This window comes from Hymenobacter sp. M1-2, from assembly GCF_057808495.1.
Genome location: NZ_JBTYZO010000001.1, coordinates 406,725 through 426,651 on the forward strand (window position 1 = coordinate 406,725; position 19,927 = coordinate 426,651).

Genomic DNA, 19,927 nt, shown 5'->3' on the forward strand with positions numbered 1-19,927 from the left:
TTGTCGTATTCGGAGTGGGTGCCAAGGAAGCGGATATACACCGTTCAAATATCGAAATGAATGCGGGCAATAAGGCGGTAGCGGTTGCCGCGAATGTTGAAGACATACCGGTCGTTGCCTACGTAGTCAGCCGCAGGGTAGATAGATTTCAACTCCGGCAAGCTATTCCAGTCGGCGGCTTCCACTACGGCAAACCAGACGCGCAAAGCTTCGGCGGCATCGGGGTACTGCTCTCCAAACTCGCGGATGATTCGTTTTGAGAGGATAACCACAGGTGAAGGTAGATAATTCTGGATTTGGTAATCTTCCTGTCCTCCTGAGCCTGCGAAGGACCTGCCTCTGAGAAGCGCAAAGCCTCCTTTAGTATTTCGAATTAGGGAAGTGTTAAAGAGGCATCCTGTTGGGCCAATAGAGGCATGACGGGCTAGAATGGCTGTTACTCCCGCTTCAACACCTCCTGAATCCCGCTCAATCCGCCCGCAATGGCTTCTAGCTTGGTGAGTACCTGGAGGACTTGGCCGGCGCCGGAGTTGCGCAGGTTGTCGCGGAAGGTGGCTTTGATTTCCTGCCAGCGGGTTTCCTCTTCCGGCGTGAGCCAGCTGAGCAGCTCGCGCAGCTTGAGCAGGTTGGCTTCGGTGGCGCTGGTCAGGGTTTGGGCTTCGCTTTCGTAGTGGGCGGCCAGCAAGTCCGTAATTTCCTGGTCGTTCATGACGGGGCGCACCTTTTCGGCCAGCTTGTTCATGTTGCGGTAGGAGCCTTGCAGCTTGAACGGCGGCTCGGTGCGGTAAGCGTCGGCCTGGGCGGCGGAGGCAATGTAGGCGGCATTCACGCGGGCCACTACGTCGCGGAGGCGCAGCAGCTTCTGGAGCACCGCCACGTACTCGTTCAGCTCCTCGGGCGTGTGGTTGCCCTCGAAGGATAGGCCTTCTGATTGGCCGGTTTCGGCGAGGCGGATGAGGGCGGGCACGTCCTGGGGGCTCTGGGTGGCGAGGCGAGCCAGGGCGCTGTTGCTGGTGAGGGCGTTTTCGAGGTAGGAGAGACGGAACGCGTCTTCGGAGCCGGCCGTGAGAATGTCGCCGAGGTTGTAGATGTCGGCGCGGTTGGCCAGCATGTCGGGCAGCTGGAATACGTCGCCGCTTTCGGTGTAGGGGTTGCCGGCCATCACCACGGCCACTTTGCGACCCCGGAAGTCGTAGGTGCGGGCGCGGCCCTGGTACACGCCCTCAATCTTGCGCTGCGCGTCGCAGAGCGAAATGAATTTCTGCAAGAACTCGGGGTTGCAGTGCTGGATGTCGTCGACGTAAATCATCACGTTGTCGCCCATCTCGAAAGCCAGGTTCAGCTTTTCCAGCTCCTGCCGCGCCCCGGCGTTGGGAGCCTGCGCCGGGTCCACGCTCGTCACGGCGTGCCCAATGGCCGGCCCGTTGATTTTCATAAAGATGAGGCCGAGGCGGTTGGCCACGTACTCCATGAGCGTGGTTTTGCCGTAGCCGGGCGGCGAAATCAGCAGCAACAGACCCATGAGGTCGGTGCGCTTGCTCTCGCCCGCCGCCCCAATCTGCTTGGCCAGGTTAGCCCCGATGAGTGGCAAATACACTTTATCAATGAGCTGGTTGCGCACGAACGAAGTCAGTACGCGGGGGCGGAAGTCTTCCAGCCGCAGGTCTTGCGTGGCCCGGGCGAGCAGCAGCTTCTTGGTTTCCTGGAACGCCTCGAACTGCGGCACTGTGGTGCGGTCGTAGTGCAGCAGGCGGCGGCGGAAATCTGGGAAGTCGAGGCGGTATTCGTTTTTCGTTTTTTGCTGTTCGTTGTTCGTGACGATGCGCGGGTGGGCGCCCTGGAAGCCTTCGAGGGTTTCGCGCAGGGGCGTGTGCACCACGCGGGCGGAGTCGTAGGTGTTGGTGAGGAGGAGGACGGCGGTTTCGTAAGCCTCACCCCCCAACCCCCTCTCCTTCAGAGAGGGGGAGCCAGACGAAGGTGCTATGTCTGATGATATTAAAATTGAGTCTGAAGGTGATGTTTTTATGGGGTTGGGTTGCTCTTGTGCCGCCGTGGCTCCCCCTCTCTGAAGGAGAGGGGGCCGGGGGGTGAGGCAACTCTGCACCCACTGCCGGATGAGCTGGAACTGGGCGGCGGGCTGGTCTTGGAGGCTGGCTACGGACTGCTGGAACAGGTCGGTGGCCTGGCGCTCTTGCAGGGACTTTTGGAACTGCTGGTACTGGTCGGCGGCTTCCTGGGAGATGATGAAGGTGCCGGTGTGGGTGAGCTCGTGAAAGAGGTAGTCGCCGGCTTCCGCTACCTGGTCGGGCGTGAAGAGGTTGGTTTGCCGCGCGAAGGTCTCCACGGCCGTTTGCAGCTCGGCTTTGAGGTCGTCGAACTCCTGCGAATCGGGGAAGACTTGTAGCAGCACGCCAATGCCTTGCAGCTGCCGCTCCCAGTGGGCGCGTTGGTCGGGGTGGCAGAAGCGGAGCCAGAACAGGCTGGCGGCGGCACGGGCCTCGGCCGGGTAGCGGAGCAGGTCGGCGGAGCGGGTGAGGCGCACCAGGGCCGCCAGCAGCAAAGTTGCGTCGTGGTCGTGTACGCCTTTGAGGTAGCCCTCGGCGTAGCGCGCGGCCATGAACTGCTGCACGTAGGCGAGTAGCTCCGGCTGGCTCAGGTGGGAGAGGTCTTGAATCGACAGCACAGCCGGGCGGCCGGCTTCAGGGTCGGCGGGGGCGGGATGCTGGGCGGCTTGCAGAATGCGCCAGGCCAGAAACTCGGCCCGGTACACGTCCTGGCTTTCCGACACCACGGTTTGCTCCCACACCGAGCGAGCCGAGAGGAGAGCTGGGTCGGTAATTTTCTGGAAGAAATTGGTGCCCGTGAGGTGGTAGTGCAGGTCACCGTCGCGGAGCACCACCGTCAGGTCCAGCGGCTGGGTGTTCACGGTGAAGGCGTGGGGGCCGAACTTGAGCGTCTGGCCACCTTCGGCGTAGAGGTCGGCCCGGTCGCGGAGCTGGCGCACGGCATCTTCGCGCAGGGTCTTGAGCCGGCTTTGCACGTCGTCGGCCTTCACGGCGTCGCCGAGCTTGCGCAGCTCTTCCATCGTGGCGCGCACCTTCTCCACCATGAGGTCCGCCGCAAAGTAGCCGTTGATGTCGGCCACCGATTCCAGGCGGCCGAGGCGGGTTTGCACGGCTTTCAGCAGCCGCTCGGCGCTTTGCAGCAGGGCCGTGGCGCGCTGGTTGCGGGCCGCCACCAAGGCCACTTTCTTGCTCTCAAACGCCTCGTACACTTGCTCGCGCTTGGTGGCAAGCTGGCTCAGGAACTGGTCGAAGTCGGGAAATTTGCCTTCCAGCTCCTCCAGCTGCACCATGAGCTTGGTGAGGTATTCGTCGCACTTGGCGGGCGCGTCGGCCAGGTCGAGGTAGTTGGTGAGGGCCTGATCGAGCAGCTTGAGCTGGGCCGTGAATTCGGCCTGCGCCTCGGTACCGGCCAGGGCCTGCCGCCGCCGTTTCAGCGCCGCCCGAATCTGGTTGAAGCGGGCGTACACCACCGAAATGTTGTCGATGATGGCCGTAGTTTGGGTGGGGTCGGGAATGGGCAGGTTGCCGACAACTTCAATCAACAATTCCAGCTCCTGCGCAATGGCGGCCGTTTCCTGCTCGCGCTGGTCGGCCTCCACGGTTTTCTGCACCTGCGCCACACCTTCCTCAATGGCCTGCACGCGGGTGGCGTAGGGCGCCAGCGCGTCGGGCTTAAGCAGGAACTCCACGGTCTGGGTGGCTACTTCCTTGCTCAGCGTTTCGAGGGTGGCGGCGTGGGCTTCCACGGCGGGTACCTCCACGTAGCGCAGCTCTTTCAACGAAATTACCTCGCCCCGCACGGCGCGCAACTCGCCTAGCAGCCCCACGAACTCCGTCACGGTGTCGGGCGCGGCGCGGCGGATGCGGCCGGCCAGGTCGTCTGCCTTCTGAAAAACGGTCTGGGTTTGCTGGAGGGTGTTTTTGCGGATGCTCTGCACCTTCTCAAACTCCGCCACGGCCGCCGAGGCGGTCTGCCGGATTTCGCCGAGCGGCTCCGCCAGGGCCTGAGCGGCGGGTTCGCGCAGCCAGTGGTAGGAGTCGGTGAGGGCGGTGGTTTGGCGAATGAGGTCGAGGTAGAGGCCGGCGTAGGAATCGTCCTTGCTAGTGAGCGTCAGCACCTCCTGCACCTCGCTCATGGCCCGCACTATCTCCTTGTTGCCGAGCTTGTAGAGGTAGGAATCGGAGGTGACGGGCAACTGGAAGTCGGGGCCAGTGAAGGGCGTCTGCCAGATCTGCACGGCGTGGTGCTTCTTGGGCTCGTCGTCGGCGCGGAAGTAGCACAGCTCGCCGTTCTCGAACAGCGCGTAGCCGTGGCACACGATGGGGTTGTCGACGCGCTGGGCAATGCGGTTGTAACTCAGCAGCAGATACGTGCCCTGGTCGCGGTTGTAGAACACGTACAGAAAATCCTCGCCGTTGGGCGAGACGAGGCGCTTCTCGAACAGCATGTCGCGCAGGCCGTTGTCGAAGAGCTTGTTGTCGCCAGTTTGCAGGTAGAAGCCGTGCGGGAAAATGAGGCCCTGCCCGTCGGGCAGCAGCACGCAGGCATCGGCCAGGGCATCGAGGCGCTGGGCCTGCTGGAGCCGGTGGTTGAAGATAAAGTAGCGGTACTGCTGCTCCTGGTAGGGCCGGATCTTGAGCAGAATCAGGTTGCCGATGCTGGCGAAGTAGATTTCCGAGTCGTCGAGCGTCTGGTCCTTGTTGTCGACCGGCTCACTCAGAATGCCCTGCCCAGTGGCGGTGTTGTCTTCTACTTTGATGGTGAGGTCGCCACCCACGGTTTCCACGAACACCTTGTCTTCGATGCTCACGTGCGGGTGCTTGCCGCCGCGCTGCATGTCGCGGGTGGCGCGCTTCCACTGAAACTCGTGCTGGGGCGGGAAGGCGTACTCGTGGTCGGAGCGGTTGTCGAGGTAGCTGAGCGTGTTGCCCTGCACCAGCCACTTAAACGTCTTCACGTCGGTGGCGCTCTTACCGATGCGGAACACCATGAACAGGTGCGTGCCCATCAGCGCAAACTTCACGAACTGCGTGTTTTTGTAGTAGCGGTAGAGGTTGCGGAATTCTTCCACGAACTGCGGCTGCTGCAACAGCTCCAGGCTCTGGGGCCGGAAGTCGTGCTCCGCGTACTCGTACACCCCAAACACGTCCGCCAGGTCTGGTTCCGCCTTCAGCCCGAGCACCACGTTGTACCCAAACAGGAAGCGCTGCCCCACCGGTACCATGTCCCAGGGCACGCAGTTGTTGTCCGTCGTGATGCGGCCGGTGCCAATAAGGCGCGTATCCACGGCCCCGAACACCTGCTTGCGCTCGGTGTTGAGCGTGTCGAGGCGCTGGCGCAAGTCGGCGCTGCTTTTTTGCAGGCGGTTGCGCAGGATTTCGTAGGTGCCGGTTTCGAGTTGGGTGGCTTGTTCCATGAAGGTGTCTCTAGTTCTAGTTGCCTCACCCCAACCCCTCTCCACAGGGAGAGGGGCTCTTGTTGTAGTTTGTAGAGCTAGTGAATGGCTAGGAGTACTTGATGATCCTGGGGGGGGGTACTGCTTTACTGCGCCGCGGAGAAGCTGTGGCTAATCCGACGTCAGGCTATCGATAACGCAACGGCCGTTTTCCTGCTTGACGTAGAAGTACCAGCTGAAATCGGGCAGGACGGGCAGGCGGTAGGCCTGCGTGCCGGGCTTGAGCTTGGCCGGTTGGTAGGCCGTCAGCTTGTCGATTTCCTCCAGACCGTAGATGTCTTGCGTGTTCAGCACTTCGTCGGAGTCGAATCCTTCGGGTGGACCTTCCTCTTGCCTGATTGCCTCCAAAGAACGGCCCCGTTCCAGGATAGAAGCGCGCTTTTCAGCTAAGTAGCTAGCTGAGAAGTAGCCGGAGCGGCGGAGCGTGTCGAGGTATACGGCCAGCTTGCGTCGGTTCAGCTGCATGTACTTCGTCGGGCTGATATTGCCGCGTGGCATCTTCGCCAAGGTCGCCGAGTCTTCGTCGGCCCGAAGTGGGCTGTTGATGAAGTACGTGCTGGTGTCGTTGCGCTCATAGTAGCGAGCATACCAGCGCAGAAAGGTCTTTATCCGGTCAGCGCACGTAGCAGCCGAGGCGGTTGGAGCACCAGAAGCGGCCGTGTCGGGCGAAGCTTGTTGGGGCGTATCGGCGGGGCGGTCAGGCTGGCAGCTAAGCAGGAGAGCTGCTAGCGGCACGGGAAGCAAGAGAGGCTTGGGAAAGCGCAGAAGCATGTAGAGCTCTAAAACTAGTTCCCCCTCTCTTTTGGAGAGGGGGCTAGGGGTGAGGTGAAGCTACTGCGTGTAGCCAGGATAGAGTACTTTCAAATGCTCCACAATAGTTTGTAACACCTGCGGTGTTTGATGAAGCACTTCTTCATTGGTAAAACGCAGTACCAGAAAGCCTAGCTCCTGCAAATCGTGGGTACGACCTCCATCATACTCTGCTTGTGCGGCATCTGCGTGGACACTGCCATCTACTTCAATAATCAACCAAGCAGCTAAGCACACGAAGTCGACAATAAACTGCTGGATAGCGTGTTGGCGACGGAATCGTACGCCCAGCTTTTGGCCGCGTAGGTGCTGCCAGAGGTGGTCTTCGGCAGGCGTTGGAGCTTTGCGGTTCGTACGGGCATATTCTTTCAACGAGTTCTTCCAGCGGGTGGCGTCGGTGGTGTACATCCGGTAAGGCTCGTTCACCTCACCCCCCAACCCCCTCTCCTCTGGGAGAGGGGGAGCCTGACGATTAGTATCGTCATGATAATCAAATTCCATAGGGACCATGTGAGTCACATATTACAACGCCTAAAGTCGCGCCGCCGTGGCTCCCCCTCTCCGGGAGGAGAGGGGGCCGGGGGGTGAGGTCCTACTTCAGCTCCAGCATTTTCACCGGCTTGTCGCCGATGCCGAGCGCCTGGGCCGTGCTAGCCAGCTGCGTGATAGTATTGCGCGTGGCATCGTCGTTGGCCTTGTTCAGGAGCTTGAGCAGTAGGGCCGAGACGCTGAGGTTCTTCATATCTTCACTGTTCAGGCCGAACTGGTCGATGAAGCGGCGCAGGTTGGTTTTGAAGTCGCCACCGCCATCCAGGGAGAAGAAGGCGTCCTTCACGGTGCCGAGCACTTCGGAGTTGTGCACAGCGCGGTCCACCATTTTACCCTTCGTGATAGAGCCGATGATCTGGTCGAAGAACATCGTTTCGCCGCCCACGATGTCGATCTTGGCGGCTTTGAGGGCTTCGCCGATGACGTCGGCCTGCGAGGCGGCAATGTCTTTCTGAATGCTGATCTGGGCCAGCTCCACCGACTTCTCCTTGTCCAAGCGTAGTTTGAACTCCTCGTGGTCTTTGCCCACGCCATCGAGCTTTTTCATGGCGTCGGCCTTGGCTTCGATGCCCTTGGCTTCCACCGCAAACTTCTGCTCCGACACGGCAGCCTCGGCGAGGCCTTTCTTCTGATCGGCTTCGGCTTTGGCCTGAATGATGTCGGCGTCGGCCAGCCCTTTTTCGCGGTTGATTTTGGCGGCAACCAGGCCCAGTTTCTCGTCAGCTTCGGCCTGCGCGCCGGCTTTGGCCTGAATGGCCTGGGCTTCGGCGGTGGCGGTGAGCTGAAGTACAGTGGCTTCGCTTTCACCTTCTTTCTGGCGGGCGGTGGCTTTGGCCTGCATCACCTGCGCTTCGGCCAGGCCTACCGCGGCGGCTTTGCTGGCTTCGGCTTCGGCCAGCGTCCGGATGGCCTGCGCCTTGAATTCGGCAGAAGCTTTTTCCGCTTCGGCATCAATTAGGGCTTGCTTGGCGCGGAACTCGGCGGCCTGCTTCTCCATGTCGGCGTTGCCGACGAGGCTGACCGTGGCGGCTTCGGCCTGCTGCTTGGCGGCCGTTACGGCTACCAGCTTCTCGCGCTCGGCCTGGGCCTGGGCGCGGGTGTCTTTTATCTTTTCTTCTTCCGCTACCGTGGCTTTTTCCACCACAATTCGCTCCCGGATAATGGTCTGGATGTTCTTCTTCTCTTCCTCCAGGGCCTTCTCTTTCTCGATTTGCGCCAGGGCTACAATCCGCTCCCGTTCGTTGGCCTCCAGCGCCTTAGCCTGAGCCACTCGCTCGGTTTCCACGGCATCGGTACGCTGCTTGTTGCGCTCGGCCACCAGCACCTGCCGGTCGCGGTTTTGCTCCGCAATGCCTACTTCTTCCTCCGTCGTGATGCGGGCACGCTCACCTTTCAGCTTTTCTTCCTGCTGCACCTTTTCGGTTTCGGCCAGCTCGCGGGCCTTGATGTTGGCGATTTCGCGCTTCTGCTTTTCCTGGTTTTCGATGAGCTGCTTATCGAGTTGCAAGATGGTTTCCTGGGCTTCCACGTCCTGCTTCTTGATGGTTTTCTGCATCTCGCGGGCAATGGAGTTGGCCTGGATTTTCTGCTCCGAGGTCAGGGCCACAATCTTCTTGATGCCCTCGGCATCCAAGATGTTGTCCTGGTTGAGCGAGGAAAGCGGGGTTTGCTCCAGGTAGTCGATGGCGCAGTCGTCGAGCACGTAGCCGTTGAGGTCGGTGCCGATGATGCGCAGGATTTCCTGCTTGAACTGCTCGCGGGAGTTATACAGCTCGATGAAGTCGAACTGCTTGCCCACCGTTTTCAGGGCTTCCGAGAACTTAGCGTCAAAGAGGTTTTCCAGGGCCGTAGGATCCGAGGCACGGCGGCAGCCGATGCTCTGGGCCACCTGCACCACGTCGTCGTGGGTTTTGTTGACGCGCACGAAGAAATTCACCTTCACGTCGGCCCGCAGGTTGTCTTTGCAGACGAGACCTTCGGAGCCGGCGCGCGAAATCACCATGTTTTTGAGGGTGATGTCCATTATTTCCAGCTTGTGCAGCACGGGAACAATGAAGATGCCGCTGAACGACACTTTAGTATCGCCGAGGCCGGTGCGCACCAGGGCTTCGCCCTGCACGGCCTTCTGATACATTTTCACCACAATGGCAATAAGGCCAAGCAGCAGGACGGCGAAGACGACAATCACCGCCAGAGAAAGTTGTTCTAACATGGACGTAGGAGTAAGAGTAAAATCAAGAGGAGAAAGTAAAGGCGCGTCGTATGCGCCAGTTGTGTGTAGAGATTTCAGCGAAAGGTTAGAGGATGAGTTTGATAGATGCCAGTGGAACTTGAGTTGGGTCAGCTAGCATCAGTCAAAATATTCTAAGAGAAAGCCACAAGAGGCTTCAATCAATTCAAGCATAGCCTCAAATACAAAGTCGAACAGCGTTTCGGCTACTCGCCAGAGCTTGGATGGTTGTTTTGTTTCCAGTGGTGGCATCAAGCAGCGTCGTAAGGCTCAATCAGATAGCAGCGCCGCTCGGCATCATAGTCAATGACCAGCGCGGAGTCGCCTTTACGCAGCTCGGAGGTGGCGGAAGCGGCTCGCACGTTGAGCACGAGTGGGGCGCCGTTGAGCAGCCGGACGCTGGCTTGGCCCATCCGCTCCTGGCTGGTAGGCAGCAGCACCGTGCAGACTTTGCCGAGCGGCTGCGCGCCGCTGTCGTGGTTGCGTTCCAGGGCCGCGAACAGGTGCACGAAGGGCAGCGTCAGAACCTTGGCTAGGAGCAAGCTGCCGATAAACAGCGGTATCAGAAAGAGCAGGCCGGGCACCAGGGCCGCGTTGCCGAGGTAGTGATTCAGCAGGATGCTGCCAATCCAAAGCGGCAGGGCCACGAAGCTCAGAAACACCATCAGCGGCACGCGGCCCAGGTTGAAGAAGGCCAGCGCGTTGTTGAGCCAACTCACGCCCACGCCGGAATGGTCGACGGCCGCGTGGGCGTGGTGCGATACGTCTAGATCGTGACTGGTGGAAATATCCAGGGTTTTGAAATCGAGCAAGCCCAGAATGACCGTGAGCCAATAAAGTAAGACAAATACCAGCAGACTGGTAGGAAGAATATTGGGCGGCGAAACGGCCGCGTGCAGCAGCTCAGTCATAACAAGTAAGGGAAAAATGCCGCTTTGCTGTCGAAAGAACCGAAAAGGAATTGAGACCTGCGCTATAGAGGAGCTTTTTAGTTGCTGCGATGGCTGAAACTACTCTTGTTGCCGCGGCGCCTGTGCCAGCAATTGCTCCAGCTCCTTGTTGCGCCGCCGCAGCCGCCTGGCATAGCGGCCGTGAACCAAGAGGGCCAAGATCAGGCCGATGCTTACCAAACCTTGTCCTTCACCATAAGCAATGACGTGTGTTATGCGCAGAGCGGAGCCGCTAATTACCAGCAATAAAGAGATAATGAGCAAAGTCTTCTCAACAGGATTTATGCGGTTGTCCATGTGGTGTTACAGTCCTAGTTTAGTCTTTAGAGCTTTCAAGTCCTCGTTGGCCTGGCCGGAGCCAGCAGTGCCCAGAGCCTTATCGATTTCCTGGTCGATGCTGCGGCTTTCCTGGGCAATCTGGCCGTACGATTCGGCCAGGGCTTCTTCGGTGGCTACTTTCTCCTTCATACGTTCCAGCAGCGTTACCGTGCCCGAGGAGTCGAGCTGGGCCAGCTGCTGATTGATGGTTTTGGTGGCCGTACTCACCGTCACGCGAGCCTTCAGCGTCTTCAGCTCGTTGTCCCACTGCGAGATGGTGCTTTTGAGTTGCTGTACGTTCTGGTCGAGTTGCTGGGCCGAGGCTTCAAACTTCTGCTGGTCCTGGCTGGCGCGGGCAGCTTGGGCTTCGTGTTGGCTCTTCTTGAGGAGGGCTTCGGTGGCTAGGCGGTCGGCTTCGGTTGTTTCCAACTTTTGGCGGTGCGCTTTTTGGAGGAGCAGCACGGCCTTGTTCTCGTATTCGAGAGCCCGGCCGCGCTCGGTGTCGGCGTCGTTGCGCGCCCGAATGGCCAGGGCCTTCACTTCGGCCAGCGCGTGCAGCGCTTTGTCGAGGTCCTGGCGCAAGTCGCGCAGACCTTGCTCGGTCATTTTGATGGGGTCTTCGAGCTGGTTGACGGCCGAATGCGCTTCGGCCTGTCCGATTTTGAAGATGCGATTGAAGAGGTTCATGGCTTTGAGAGTTGTAGCGCGAAGCTCCCGCTTCGGGCCTCGGTGAACGATAATCAGGAGGGCAGTAAGTTGCGCGCGAAGCGAGTTGCGTCCTATGCTTTGGAAAACGCAATCAGTTCGTCGCCGAACTCACTTAGCAGCAAGGCTAGCGAGTTGAAGACGGCCTCTAATTCGGGCCGGTCGAGGTGCTCCAGCTGGAGCGTGTCGCGGAAAATGACCTTGCGGCCCGACTCGTCGAGCACGAAGGCGCCGTGGATGATGTCGCGGTTCTTTTGCAGCAGCCGTTGGTAGACGTCGCAGCTGGGGCCGGGCAGATCGAGCAGGTATTGCTCCATGATGAGCAGCGGCTCTCCGCAGCCTAGCACCAGATGTTCGATGCCTAACTCGGGCTTGCTTACTACCAGCAGGTTGTTGGCTTCGTCGATGCGGCGGATGTCGAAGCCCATTTCCAGCAGGTAGCCCTGAATTTTAGAGAAGTAGTGGTTGGCCATATAGTAAGGTGAGGAGAAAAAAGCTAAGAGCGGCGGAGGAGGATAGAAGCAGCCAGGACTATGCTATCGTGTTCGGTGGCTACTGGCTCAAAAAAATAGCGCCTCGTGAAACCATGTATTCGTATTGTGGTAGCTTTACGCCACAAGAGTACTCAAAGTTTTAGATACGCTCAAATTTTGAGCGAAAAATATTTTTGCTGATGTCTTACGTCGGAAAGAACATTCGGAAGATTCGAACGGTAAAAAAGCTTAGTCAGGCGGCTTTTGCAGAGCTTTTTGGCCTCGCACGACCTAGTGTGGGAGCTTATGAGGAAGGGCGTTCCGAGCCAAAAATGGAGACATTGATTCAGATTGCTCATCATTTTGGCTTGTCCGTAGACTTGCTACTAACGAAAGAGCTGACGGTAAATGAGCTTTACCACTTCGATATATTCAAGCAGCACACGGCTCCTGCTGAAGCCACTGCTGCTCTCGCCACTGCTTCAGCCGATCAGCAGAAATCGGTAACGCCTTTCGTGCCCACCGACCGGCTGCTCGAATACATTGTGCAGCACCATAAAGCCAGCTTCCTCGACACGCTGCCGCCGCTCACGTTTCCGCACCAGCTCGGCCCGGCCACGCGGGCGTTTGAAATAATAGGGGCCGAAATGCAGCACCAGCAGCAGGGCCTGCGCCACCAGGATGTGGTGCTGTGCCGCCGCATCGATCTGGCCGCGCCCAACCTGCGGGTGCACCGCATTTATGCCTTCGTTACGCAAAGTCGCCTGCTGGTGCGCCGCTTATCGGAACGGCTACCCAACAACGTGCTCAAGCTGCGCGCCGACAACCCCGATTACGGCGCCGAGGAATTTGCCCTGGAACAAGCCTTGGAAATTTGGGAAGTGAAAGCCGTTTTCACTACTCACCTTCGACCGCCTTCCACTATGGAGGAACGGGTGACGCGGTTGGAGCGGCAGGTAGAAGAGCTGCTGGCGCGGCTAGGGTAGCAGATGTGTAGCACGAACTTCAGTTCGTTGCCCCGCTATTTGTCTCCAATAGGCTGTGAGTTACAGTTCATGCACTATCTGCTGACATGCCGTCTATTAGGGCTACGGACTGAAGTCCGTGCCACAGTCACATTCGCTTAAGGTCATTTATATGCTTAGAATAATACGCTGGGGTGGGGTGGTGCTGGCACTTCTAACGGTGGTTGTGGTTGGCGTTTGCCTCTGTTTCAGCCAGCCAACGTATGAGCCGCCTCGCCAGTCCGAGCTGCGCAAGCGAGTCAACTATTTGGCGCGCGTGATTGGAGAAGGAGCGGGGCCGGGTACGGGGCTGGCGGCCATTGGCGAGCAGACGCCGGAGTGGGCCCTGTTTACCCTGTCCTTTTCCAGCTACGCTTTCAGCAACCTAGCCGCGCAGGATACCAGCTTCCGGGCCGAAGCCGGCCGGCTTACCGAGCAGGCTATACAGGTAGCTTTATCCGAACCCATTCGTGGGCCATTTGAGTACGCCTTCGACCCCACTTTCCCCGACACAACCCGCTCGGTGCTCTATCTGGGGCACTTGACGTTGATGCTGGGCTGCCACCGCCAGTTAGTGCCCAATTCACGCTACGCCGCGCTGCACGATGCCGTGGCCGGAGCATTATATCACCGCTTCAACCAAGACCCGACGGGTTGCTTGGAGTCGTATTCTGGCCAGCGTTGGCTACCAGACAATACGGTAGCGCTGGCCGCCCTGGCGCTGCACAGTCGTCTTACCGGGAGCCCCTACGAGGCGGCGGCCCGCCACTGGACCGCCCGTGCTCGGCAGCAGTGGCAGCAGCCAGGCACCGGATTGCTTATGTCGCAGGTAGATTCGGTGGGGCGGCCTATGGAGGAACCGCGGGGTTCTATGCTAGGATGGGGAATTTGGTTTCTGGCCCGGTTTGATAGCACGCTGGCGGCTGAGCAATACGCCTCGTTTCGGGAACAGGCCAGCACGAACTATGGCGTGGTGCGCCTCTATCGGGAACGGCCCGGCCGCTACACCACCGGCCTCGGCGACTTGGACAGCGGACCGCTCATTCTGGGCTACAGCATTCCCGCCAACGCCTTTGCCCTGGCCGACGCCGTGACCCTGCACGATTGGCGCAATGCCGCGCGGCTGCGGCGGCTGGTGTCCTTTGGCAGTCGTACGCGCGAGACGGACACCGAGATAAGCTACGGCGTGCGCTTAGTGGACTTACCGGTGAGCCCCTTGGCCGAAGCTTTACTGCTGTGGGCCGAAACCGGCGGCTATGCTAGTGGGACTTCACTCTCACAATCAGCTGCCAAAAGGTAGCCAATCAAATAGAAGTACGGCTGTCCTTCCAACCGCAAGGAGGAACGACAGCCGTACACAAAACTATGAACTGCCCTAAGCTCTTACTTCTCAGAGCTCAGCACTTAGCCGAATAACACTGTTGGGGTCAGGTTGCCGGCTTGCCACTCGGTGCTGATTGTAGCTAAGGCGGCGGGTTGCTGCCCTAGCAGCCAGTCCAAGGCGCTGGTGACTTCGGTGAAAAACTGGATGTCGTAGTGGATAAAGGGCCGCCCAACGCGAATCAGGCTTTCGGCTACCATCTGGTTGTACATGTTTTTGGTTGGCAGTACTAGTGCCACTTGCCGTAGCGAGGGCACCGATACGTGCGGTATCCAGTACGTGGCCAGCCAAAACTGCTCCTCTAGTCCCAGGCTGGGCAGCTCATTCATGTCGAGCAGAATGGTAGACACGGTGCCTTGTTCGAGAAGCTGCACTATTCCCGTTAGGCCCTCTCGCAAGCCCCGCAAGCCCTGCTGCTGAGGGTTCCATTGAAAGCGTAGAAACGAAAATTGGGGAAAATACTGGGCCCGCACGGCGGGGAGAGTTAGCATCATGAACAACAAGAAAGGCGAAAGGCGCCTCGCCGAAGGCGCAACTTACGGCTCGATAGTAAACTATTTCCAGAGTTTCTATAACCAAGGTTGTCTGGACGTCAAACGCAGCAAAATTCTCGCCTAGTCGGTATACCTGCTCAAGCGAGTTGCTAGTGTAGTGCTGGCTGCAAGCGAGTTTGAAGCGAAGCCAATATTTTCTACTTGCTTACTTAGTAATAAGTAAGTACATTTGGCCATCATGTCCAACCAAACAATTCCCTCCCTTCCTGACACCCGCACCCGCGTCCTTGACTTGGCTGAGCAACTATTGCTGGCTCGGGGCTTCAATGCGTTTAGCTACCAGCACATTGCCAAAGAGCTAGGCGTGAAGCCAGCGGCCATTCACTACCACTACCCCACAAAAGAAGAGCTCGGCACCACTATTATTCAGCGGCAGCGGGGTCGGTTGCGCAAGTGGCGTGGTCTGCCTCACATGGTAGAGCAGCCACCCGTTGCGCAGCTCGAGGCGCTGATGGGAGTGTACCTCACCCACCTGCGGCAGGAGCAGCGCGTGTGTCTTTTTGGCTCGCTAGCGGCGGAATTCCGCACCCTACCCGAAACCATGCAGCGCGAGCTCCGCCTCTTCAACCGTGAACTCACCGAGTGGTTGGCCGAAGTGCTGGCCGCTGGCCGCACCGCTGGCACCCTGGTTTTCCGCGGCGAGCCACTGGCCAAGGCGGCGCAGGTACTCACCACCTTGGCCGGCGCCCTACAAGTGGCCCGCGTGCACGATGAGAAGCATTTCTACATGATTTTCGACCAACTGCGCAGCGAGTTGCTGCCAGAATAGCTCTCCCCCGCCACGGCCAAAAGTTGTTCGCCGCGAGGCGGGAAACTGTACTGTTGGAGAGCTGATTGGGCGCCTCTTTTGCGTCAGTTCGCAGCTCATTGGCTTGTTCACCACATACCGTTTTGCGCCATGCTCAATACGTACTCTCCCGCTCTTACTCTGTACCCTTTGGAAGCTACTGAAACTCCCGTTGCACCGCCCGTGAAGGTCGCGTACCCGGCCGTGCCGCCGGCCCTGAAGCTGTTGCGACTGAAGCTGCGGCTGCAAGCTCTCATTTCATCGGAATGGGCGTTTAGGTCGGCTTGGCGGTTGTTTTGCACTCCGCGCCGACTGCCCCTGAAGGGCTGGGAAGCACAAGCGCTGGCTGGGAGTCAGCAGCACTGGACAAAGGCCGAAAGTGGCCGGGTGGCGTACTACGAATGGAATCCTGCCGGGGTGCGGACGGTATTGCTGGTACACGGCTGGGAGCACCGCGCTAGTTTCTGGGGTGTCTTGGCGAAAGAGCTGGCAGCTACTGGCTACCGCGTGATTGCACTGGATGGACCGGCCCACGGCGCTTCTGAGGGGCGCCAAGCCAATTTGGTAACTTTTGCGGCTTCCGTACAGGCCGTGGCCGACGCCGCCGGACCACTGCACGCCGCCGTGGCCCACTCATTCGGAGCAGCTGCTTCGGCGGGCGTACCGGTGCAGTTCAATCGAGCTACGGAGGGTCTGCTGCCGCGGTTAGTGCTGCTGAGTATGCCAAGCAGCACCCGCAACGTGGCGCGGCGCTTTGCAGAGCTGCTGCGTCTGCCCGATAGTGTGGTAGAGCGTATGGCACGCTTTATTGAGACGCAGTTTGGGCGTAAAGCCGAGAGCTTCGATGTGCTGGAAACCGGCCGCCACTTACCTGTGCAGCGCGCTCTGCTTTTCCACGACCGGGAAGATGCCAACGTGCCTTTCGAGGAAGCCGAAGAAATAGCCGCTCACTGGCCCGCGCTGGATTTTCGCCCTACCACCGGCCTGGGGCACAACCGAATTCTGCGTGATTCCGGCGTGGTGCGGCAGGTGTTGGAATTCCTGGCGTAGCGCCGTTTCTGACGCCCGTTTTTTGTTCATGATGCGCACGGCGGAAGCTGCGCGCTCAGTATTTCACTATGGCTGTCGTTGAAATTGCTGCTCCCGCGTCCGTTACCATTCCGGCCACCGATGGAGTGCCGCTAGGTGGGTTGCTATTCGAGCCAGTGGGGCCGCCTCGGGCCGCCGTACAGCTCAACATGGCTACTGGCACCAAGCGCCGCTATTACGAGCCTTTCGCGCGGTATTTGGCGGAGCAGGGTTTTGCGGTTTGCCTTTGGGATTACCGGGGCGGTGAACATTCGCGGCCAGTGCCGCTCAACGTGAGTGGCTATCAATTCCTCGACTACGGCACCAAGGACATGCCCGCCGTGCTCGACTGGTTGGAGGCGCGGTTTCCGGGTTTGCCACTCCTACTGATTGGGCACAGTGTAGGCGCGCAGCAAGTGGGTTTCATGCCCAACTTACACAAGCTCCGGGGGCTGGTGGCGGTGGCTACGTCGGTGGGCTATTGGGGCTACATGCCACTTGGCTATCGACTCAAAACGCACTTCTTTTTTCACCTTTTCAGCCCGCTGAGCCATCTGCTGCTAGGCTATAATGCCGCAGGGCGTTGGGGCATCATGGAAGACTTGCCGCGTGGAGTAGTGGAAGACTGGCGCTGCTGGTGCAGCGTGCCCGACTATTTCTTCGACAAGCAGTACGTCGGTCAGTTGCCCCCACATCAGTACAATAATTACACCTTTCCCGTCGCCGTATTCTGGGCCACTGATGACCCTATTTCCAACCGCCATTCCGTGCCGCAGTTCTGGCAACACGTGCGCAGCACCCGCGGCATCACCATGCATCGTCTGGAGCCCGCCGCATTGGGCTTGCGAGCTATCGGGCATTTCGGCTTCTTTCGGCGCCATTTGAAAAGCACCTTCTGGGCACAAGCAGTGAAAGAGTTGAATGCTATGCTCGCCTAGCGCAAGGGGGCTGGCGGCAGTCTTGAGCGAGGCACAGCCGAGCGAAGACTTGCCAGCCACGGAGCCCGGCAAGTCTTCAGACTTGCGAGACCAAACAAGGCGGTGCCCACGGGCTATCCTATTCTGGTCAGTCTGAAGACTGACCTGGCTCCGTGGCGGGCAGTCACGCTGACTTTGTCAGCTGAAGACTGCCGCCAGTGCCACAGTGCCACGCTAGTACTGGTACTTTACAGCTGGCCTGTTAGGCGTTGAGCCGCCGTGGTTAGGCCATTTTGCACGCAAATTTCAAGTGGTTGTTGGCGCATCCAGCAAAGTAGAAAGCCGGCCCAAAAAGCGTCGCCGGCGCCGGTAGCATCAATTACTTCCGTAATGGGCTGGGCCGGCCGGTGCTGCCACGCAGCATTTATTTCCCGAAACCACACGCCATCGGCGCCGCACGTGAGGCAGACTACGCGGGCTGTAGCAGCGGCTGTATCCAGGTAGGCGCGGGCGGCAGAGGCATCCAAGGCCGCGCCGGTGAAACGTTCCACGTCATCGAGGCTCATTTTAAGCAGGGGCGCGTGGGCCATCACTTCGTGGAAAACGTCGGCGGCGTTGTTTTTGCGGCCCCAGATAGATTCAGCGTAGTTCCAGTCGATGGAGACGGGCAAGCCGTGGGCGTGAGCGGCGGCGAAAGCGGTGAGGATGGTGTGCCGGGCTGGGGCTTTGCTCAGAGCAAAGGCGGTAGTATGCACTATTTCGGCGGCGGCAATTAGCTCTTCTGGCACCGCATCTAAGTGCCGGTCGGCGTCGCGGTATTGGATGAATTCGGGCGTACCCTGGCTGCGGGCCACGACAATAACGCTGGTCGCATAATCATCGAGTTGTTGAATGTGGGTGGTGCTCAGGCCCGCTTCATTCACAGCTCGCAGCAATTGCCGGCCCAGTCCGTCCTGCCCCACGGCCGCCACCAGCGTTGCCGCGCCGCCGCCGTGCCGCACGAAGCGGCAGAGATTGGCCGGACTCCCGCCCGCCACCACCCGCAACGTCGTCGCCGCCGACAAATCGGGCACGAAGTCGGTGCTGATGGCGTCAATCAGCAACTCACCAATAGCCAGCAGGCCGACTGGAGCGTGCGTAGGGGCGGAGGGCGTATGCACAGTATAACGAGATAGAAGTGAGGAGCCAGGAAGTAAGAAGCGAGTGGTTACGGAACCAAGCGCAGGGGCATGAGAGAAGCAATTCGAAGGCGAGTCATGCTTTATATCGAGACGCCTGGCTTGGTGCGGGTTGAAGTTCCTGGGCCTTAGGCACCAGAAGCCGGCGACCTTGCTGGTAGGCTTCCGTGATGAGCTGTCCGGCGGCGCTCCAGGTGCAGTAGGGCACGCCGATGGGTTTGTGGCTGAGGCCGTGGAAATTCTCGTAAAAGCCCCATTCTGGCCTATCCGGGTTGAGTTTATTCGCGGCTCGCAGATGCTTTGCTACTTGAGCGGCGGCATCCAATTGCTCATGCTGACACAAGGCCGCACCCAGCCAGCCGTTCCAAACGGACCAGAGGCCACCGTTGTGAAACTCGTGGGGTTGGTTGCGGAAATTGTAAGCGTAGTTGTCGGTCAACTCCGCCATCAAGCCATCCTGCTCCTTGATAGCTGGATCGAAGGCGGGCAGCAAAAATTGTCGCTCCCGCAGTTGCTCCCGCAAGTATTCTACGAGCGTGGTGGTGTGGGCTGGGGTGCCGAGCTTCAGCAGCAGCGCCAGACTGTTGGCAGCCAAATCGAATTGCGCATAGACACGGGCCGGGTTGAAGCCCATGAGCCAGAACTGGCGCGGCGCATTGCGGCGCTGGTGCTCCAGGTTGGGCGCGTAGAGCGGGGCGGTATCGGCGGGGACGTCTTCGTTCCGGTAGTTGCGAACGAGCACCGCCCGAATAGCCGCTGCTTTTGCCAACCACTCCGGGCGCTGCCAGTGGTTGCCGGCTAGCTCCAAGGCCCACACCCGCAGTAGCTGGTCGTAGAGCACGTAGCCGTGCTGCACGTACTCATCGGCCCAGTTGCCGCTCTGCGGCACGTATACGAGATGCTTGCCGTTGAACTCCCAGGCATCGAGCAGCACCAGACCTTTCTCCACCTGTGGCCGGCAGGCCTCGGCCAACGCGGTAGTGCCGGTGAAGTGCGCGTGCTGCAGCAGCCCGATAATGGCCCAGCTCACATTGTCGACGCGCCCGCAGTTGCCGCCGTAGCTGGCGTGGCCGGTGCGCGGGTCAACGTTGGAAGGGAAGAAGCCCACCGTATGCTGGGCCCCGAAAATGGTGCGCAACGTAGCCTCGCCGGTTTCTATCAGTCGCTCATCGCCACTAAGCAGCGCCGCCAACCCCGTAATCACTCCGTCGCGAGTCCAGATGCGCTGGTAGTTGCTTACGTCCTGCACGCTGGCTACGAAGCCATAAGGCGTAGATGCACTGTGCAGTAAGGCAAGGCTTGGCTCGTGTAGCATACATAGGTGTTCAGTAGAGAGACCTTAGAATTAAGAGCTTAGAACTGAGAGGTAATAAGTGAGTCTATTCGTGGGTGGGCTGAGGCTCACCGCTACAAGATGGACGGTTGGTTGGGCTTGATTAGCTAGCTTGTTTGTAGTTGCGGAGTCACAAGAAACCGTTGTTC

Annotated in this window: 17 protein-coding genes; 5 read left to right on the forward strand and 12 right to left on the reverse strand. The window is 59.4% G+C overall.

Annotation, left to right across the window (positions count from 1 at the left end; all coding sequences use genetic code 11):
* Positions 1 to 44: 44 nt before the first annotated feature.
* The 9 genes from ACYSMN_RS01680 to ACYSMN_RS01720 form a co-directional block, all read right to left on the reverse strand.
* Positions 45 to 272 (reverse strand): type II toxin-antitoxin system HigB family toxin, encoded by a 228-nt coding sequence (locus ACYSMN_RS01680; RefSeq protein WP_488922096.1) that lies wholly within the window; start codon positions 270 to 272, stop codon positions 45 to 47.
* Between the two features lie 164 nt (positions 273 to 436).
* Positions 437 to 5,482, reverse strand: a complete 5,046-nt coding sequence (locus ACYSMN_RS01685; RefSeq protein WP_488922097.1) for a DNA repair ATPase — start codon at positions 5,480 to 5,482, stop codon at positions 437 to 439.
* A gap of 150 nt (positions 5,483 to 5,632) precedes the next feature.
* Positions 5,633 to 6,292, reverse strand: coding sequence for a hypothetical protein (locus ACYSMN_RS01690; RefSeq protein ID WP_488922098.1), 660 nt, complete (start codon positions 6,290 to 6,292; stop codon positions 5,633 to 5,635).
* 60 nt (positions 6,293 to 6,352) lie between these two features.
* On the reverse strand, positions 6,353 to 6,832 hold the full coding sequence (locus tag ACYSMN_RS01695) for an endonuclease domain-containing protein (RefSeq protein WP_488922099.1): 480 nt from the start codon (positions 6,830 to 6,832) through the stop codon (positions 6,353 to 6,355).
* A gap of 91 nt (positions 6,833 to 6,923) precedes the next feature.
* Positions 6,924 to 9,092 (reverse strand): flotillin family protein, encoded by a 2,169-nt coding sequence (locus ACYSMN_RS01700; RefSeq protein WP_488922100.1) that lies wholly within the window; start codon positions 9,090 to 9,092, stop codon positions 6,924 to 6,926.
* 269 nt (positions 9,093 to 9,361) lie between these two features.
* A complete protein-coding gene (locus ACYSMN_RS01705; protein ID WP_488922101.1) occupies positions 9,362 to 10,021 on the reverse strand; it encodes a hypothetical protein in 660 nt (219 codons plus the stop codon).
* A gap of 99 nt (positions 10,022 to 10,120) precedes the next feature.
* A complete protein-coding gene (locus ACYSMN_RS01710) occupies positions 10,121 to 10,357 on the reverse strand; it encodes a hypothetical protein (protein WP_488922102.1) in 237 nt (78 codons plus the stop codon).
* 6 nt (positions 10,358 to 10,363) lie between these two features.
* Entirely contained in the window at positions 10,364 to 11,065 is a 702-nt protein-coding gene (locus ACYSMN_RS01715; protein WP_488922103.1) for a PspA/IM30 family protein, read from the reverse strand.
* Positions 11,066 to 11,157: 92 nt separating this feature from the next.
* Positions 11,158 to 11,556, reverse strand: coding sequence for a CesT family type III secretion system chaperone (locus ACYSMN_RS01720; RefSeq protein ID WP_488922104.1), 399 nt, complete (start codon positions 11,554 to 11,556; stop codon positions 11,158 to 11,160).
* Positions 11,557 to 11,756: 200 nt separating this feature from the next.
* Between ACYSMN_RS01720 and ACYSMN_RS01725 the strand changes: the two genes are divergently transcribed.
* Positions 11,757 to 12,542 carry an XRE family transcriptional regulator gene (locus tag ACYSMN_RS01725; RefSeq protein WP_488922105.1) on the forward strand — a complete coding sequence of 262 codons (786 nt, stop codon included), beginning with the start codon at positions 11,757 to 11,759 and terminating at the stop codon, positions 12,540 to 12,542.
* A 151-nt stretch (positions 12,543 to 12,693) separates the two neighbouring features.
* Complete coding sequence (locus ACYSMN_RS01730; protein WP_488922106.1) at positions 12,694 to 13,860, forward strand: hypothetical protein; 1,167 nt, start codon at positions 12,694 to 12,696, stop codon at positions 13,858 to 13,860.
* 104 nt (positions 13,861 to 13,964) lie between these two features.
* Here the strand turns inward: ACYSMN_RS01730 and ACYSMN_RS01735 are convergent, their stop codons facing one another.
* Positions 13,965 to 14,435, reverse strand: a complete 471-nt coding sequence (locus tag ACYSMN_RS01735) for a hypothetical protein (RefSeq protein WP_488922107.1) — start codon at positions 14,433 to 14,435, stop codon at positions 13,965 to 13,967.
* 238 nt (positions 14,436 to 14,673) lie between these two features.
* Here ACYSMN_RS01735 and ACYSMN_RS01740 point away from each other — a divergent pair, with 238 nt between their 5' ends.
* The 3 genes from ACYSMN_RS01740 (at position 14,674) to ACYSMN_RS01750 (ending at position 17,288) form a co-directional block, all read left to right on the forward strand.
* Complete coding sequence (locus ACYSMN_RS01740) at positions 14,674 to 15,264, forward strand: TetR/AcrR family transcriptional regulator (protein ID WP_488922108.1); 591 nt, start codon at positions 14,674 to 14,676, stop codon at positions 15,262 to 15,264.
* A gap of 168 nt (positions 15,265 to 15,432) precedes the next feature.
* Positions 15,433 to 16,332 carry an alpha/beta fold hydrolase gene (locus ACYSMN_RS01745; RefSeq protein WP_488922109.1) on the forward strand — a complete coding sequence of 300 codons (900 nt, stop codon included), beginning with the start codon at positions 15,433 to 15,435 and terminating at the stop codon, positions 16,330 to 16,332.
* Positions 16,333 to 16,400: 68 nt separating this feature from the next.
* Positions 16,401 to 17,288: an alpha/beta hydrolase family protein gene (locus ACYSMN_RS01750; RefSeq protein WP_488922110.1), complete on the forward strand. Its 888-nt coding sequence runs from the start codon at positions 16,401 to 16,403 to the stop codon at positions 17,286 to 17,288.
* 227 nt (positions 17,289 to 17,515) lie between these two features.
* Here ACYSMN_RS01750 and ACYSMN_RS01755 read toward each other — a convergent pair whose 3' ends face one another.
* Positions 17,516 to 18,427, reverse strand: coding sequence for a carbohydrate kinase family protein (locus ACYSMN_RS01755; RefSeq protein WP_488922111.1), 912 nt, complete (start codon positions 18,425 to 18,427; stop codon positions 17,516 to 17,518).
* Positions 18,428 to 18,521: 94 nt separating this feature from the next.
* The gene (locus ACYSMN_RS01760; protein WP_488922112.1) at positions 18,522 to 19,760 is read right to left on the reverse strand and encodes a glucosidase family protein; all 1,239 of its coding nucleotides are present in this window, start codon (positions 19,758 to 19,760) and stop codon (positions 18,522 to 18,524) included.
* Positions 19,761 to 19,927: the final 167 nt, after the last annotated feature.

Excerpts from the sequence above, each read along its gene's own strand:
- ACYSMN_RS01685 (WP_488922097.1), bottom strand. The coding sequence starts at position 5,482 with ATGGAACAAGCCACCCAACTCGAAACCGGCACCTACGAAATCCTGCGC.
- ACYSMN_RS01690 (WP_488922098.1), bottom strand. The coding sequence starts at position 6,292 with ATGCTTCTGCGCTTTCCCAAGCCTCTCTTGCTTCCCGTGCCGCTAGCA.
- ACYSMN_RS01695 (WP_488922099.1), bottom strand. The coding sequence starts at position 6,832 with ATGGAATTTGATTATCATGACGATACTAATCGTCAGGCTCCCCCTCTC.
- ACYSMN_RS01700 (WP_488922100.1), bottom strand. The coding sequence starts at position 9,092 with ATGTTAGAACAACTTTCTCTGGCGGTGATTGTCGTCTTCGCCGTCCTG.
- ACYSMN_RS01705 (WP_488922101.1), bottom strand. The coding sequence starts at position 10,021 with ATGACTGAGCTGCTGCACGCGGCCGTTTCGCCGCCCAATATTCTTCCT.
- ACYSMN_RS01710 (WP_488922102.1), bottom strand. The coding sequence starts at position 10,357 with ATGGACAACCGCATAAATCCTGTTGAGAAGACTTTGCTCATTATCTCT.
- ACYSMN_RS01715 (WP_488922103.1), bottom strand. The coding sequence starts at position 11,065 with ATGAACCTCTTCAATCGCATCTTCAAAATCGGACAGGCCGAAGCGCAT.
- ACYSMN_RS01720 (WP_488922104.1), bottom strand. The coding sequence starts at position 11,556 with ATGGCCAACCACTACTTCTCTAAAATTCAGGGCTACCTGCTGGAAATG.
- ACYSMN_RS01725 (WP_488922105.1), top strand. The coding sequence starts at position 11,757 with ATGTCTTACGTCGGAAAGAACATTCGGAAGATTCGAACGGTAAAAAAG.
- ACYSMN_RS01730 (WP_488922106.1), top strand. The coding sequence starts at position 12,694 with ATGCTTAGAATAATACGCTGGGGTGGGGTGGTGCTGGCACTTCTAACG.
- ACYSMN_RS01735 (WP_488922107.1), bottom strand. The coding sequence starts at position 14,435 with ATGATGCTAACTCTCCCCGCCGTGCGGGCCCAGTATTTTCCCCAATTT.
- ACYSMN_RS01740 (WP_488922108.1), top strand. The coding sequence starts at position 14,674 with ATGTCCAACCAAACAATTCCCTCCCTTCCTGACACCCGCACCCGCGTC.
- ACYSMN_RS01750 (WP_488922110.1), top strand. The coding sequence starts at position 16,401 with ATGGCTGTCGTTGAAATTGCTGCTCCCGCGTCCGTTACCATTCCGGCC.
- ACYSMN_RS01760 (WP_488922112.1), bottom strand. The coding sequence starts at position 19,760 with ATGCTACACGAGCCAAGCCTTGCCTTACTGCACAGTGCATCTACGCCT.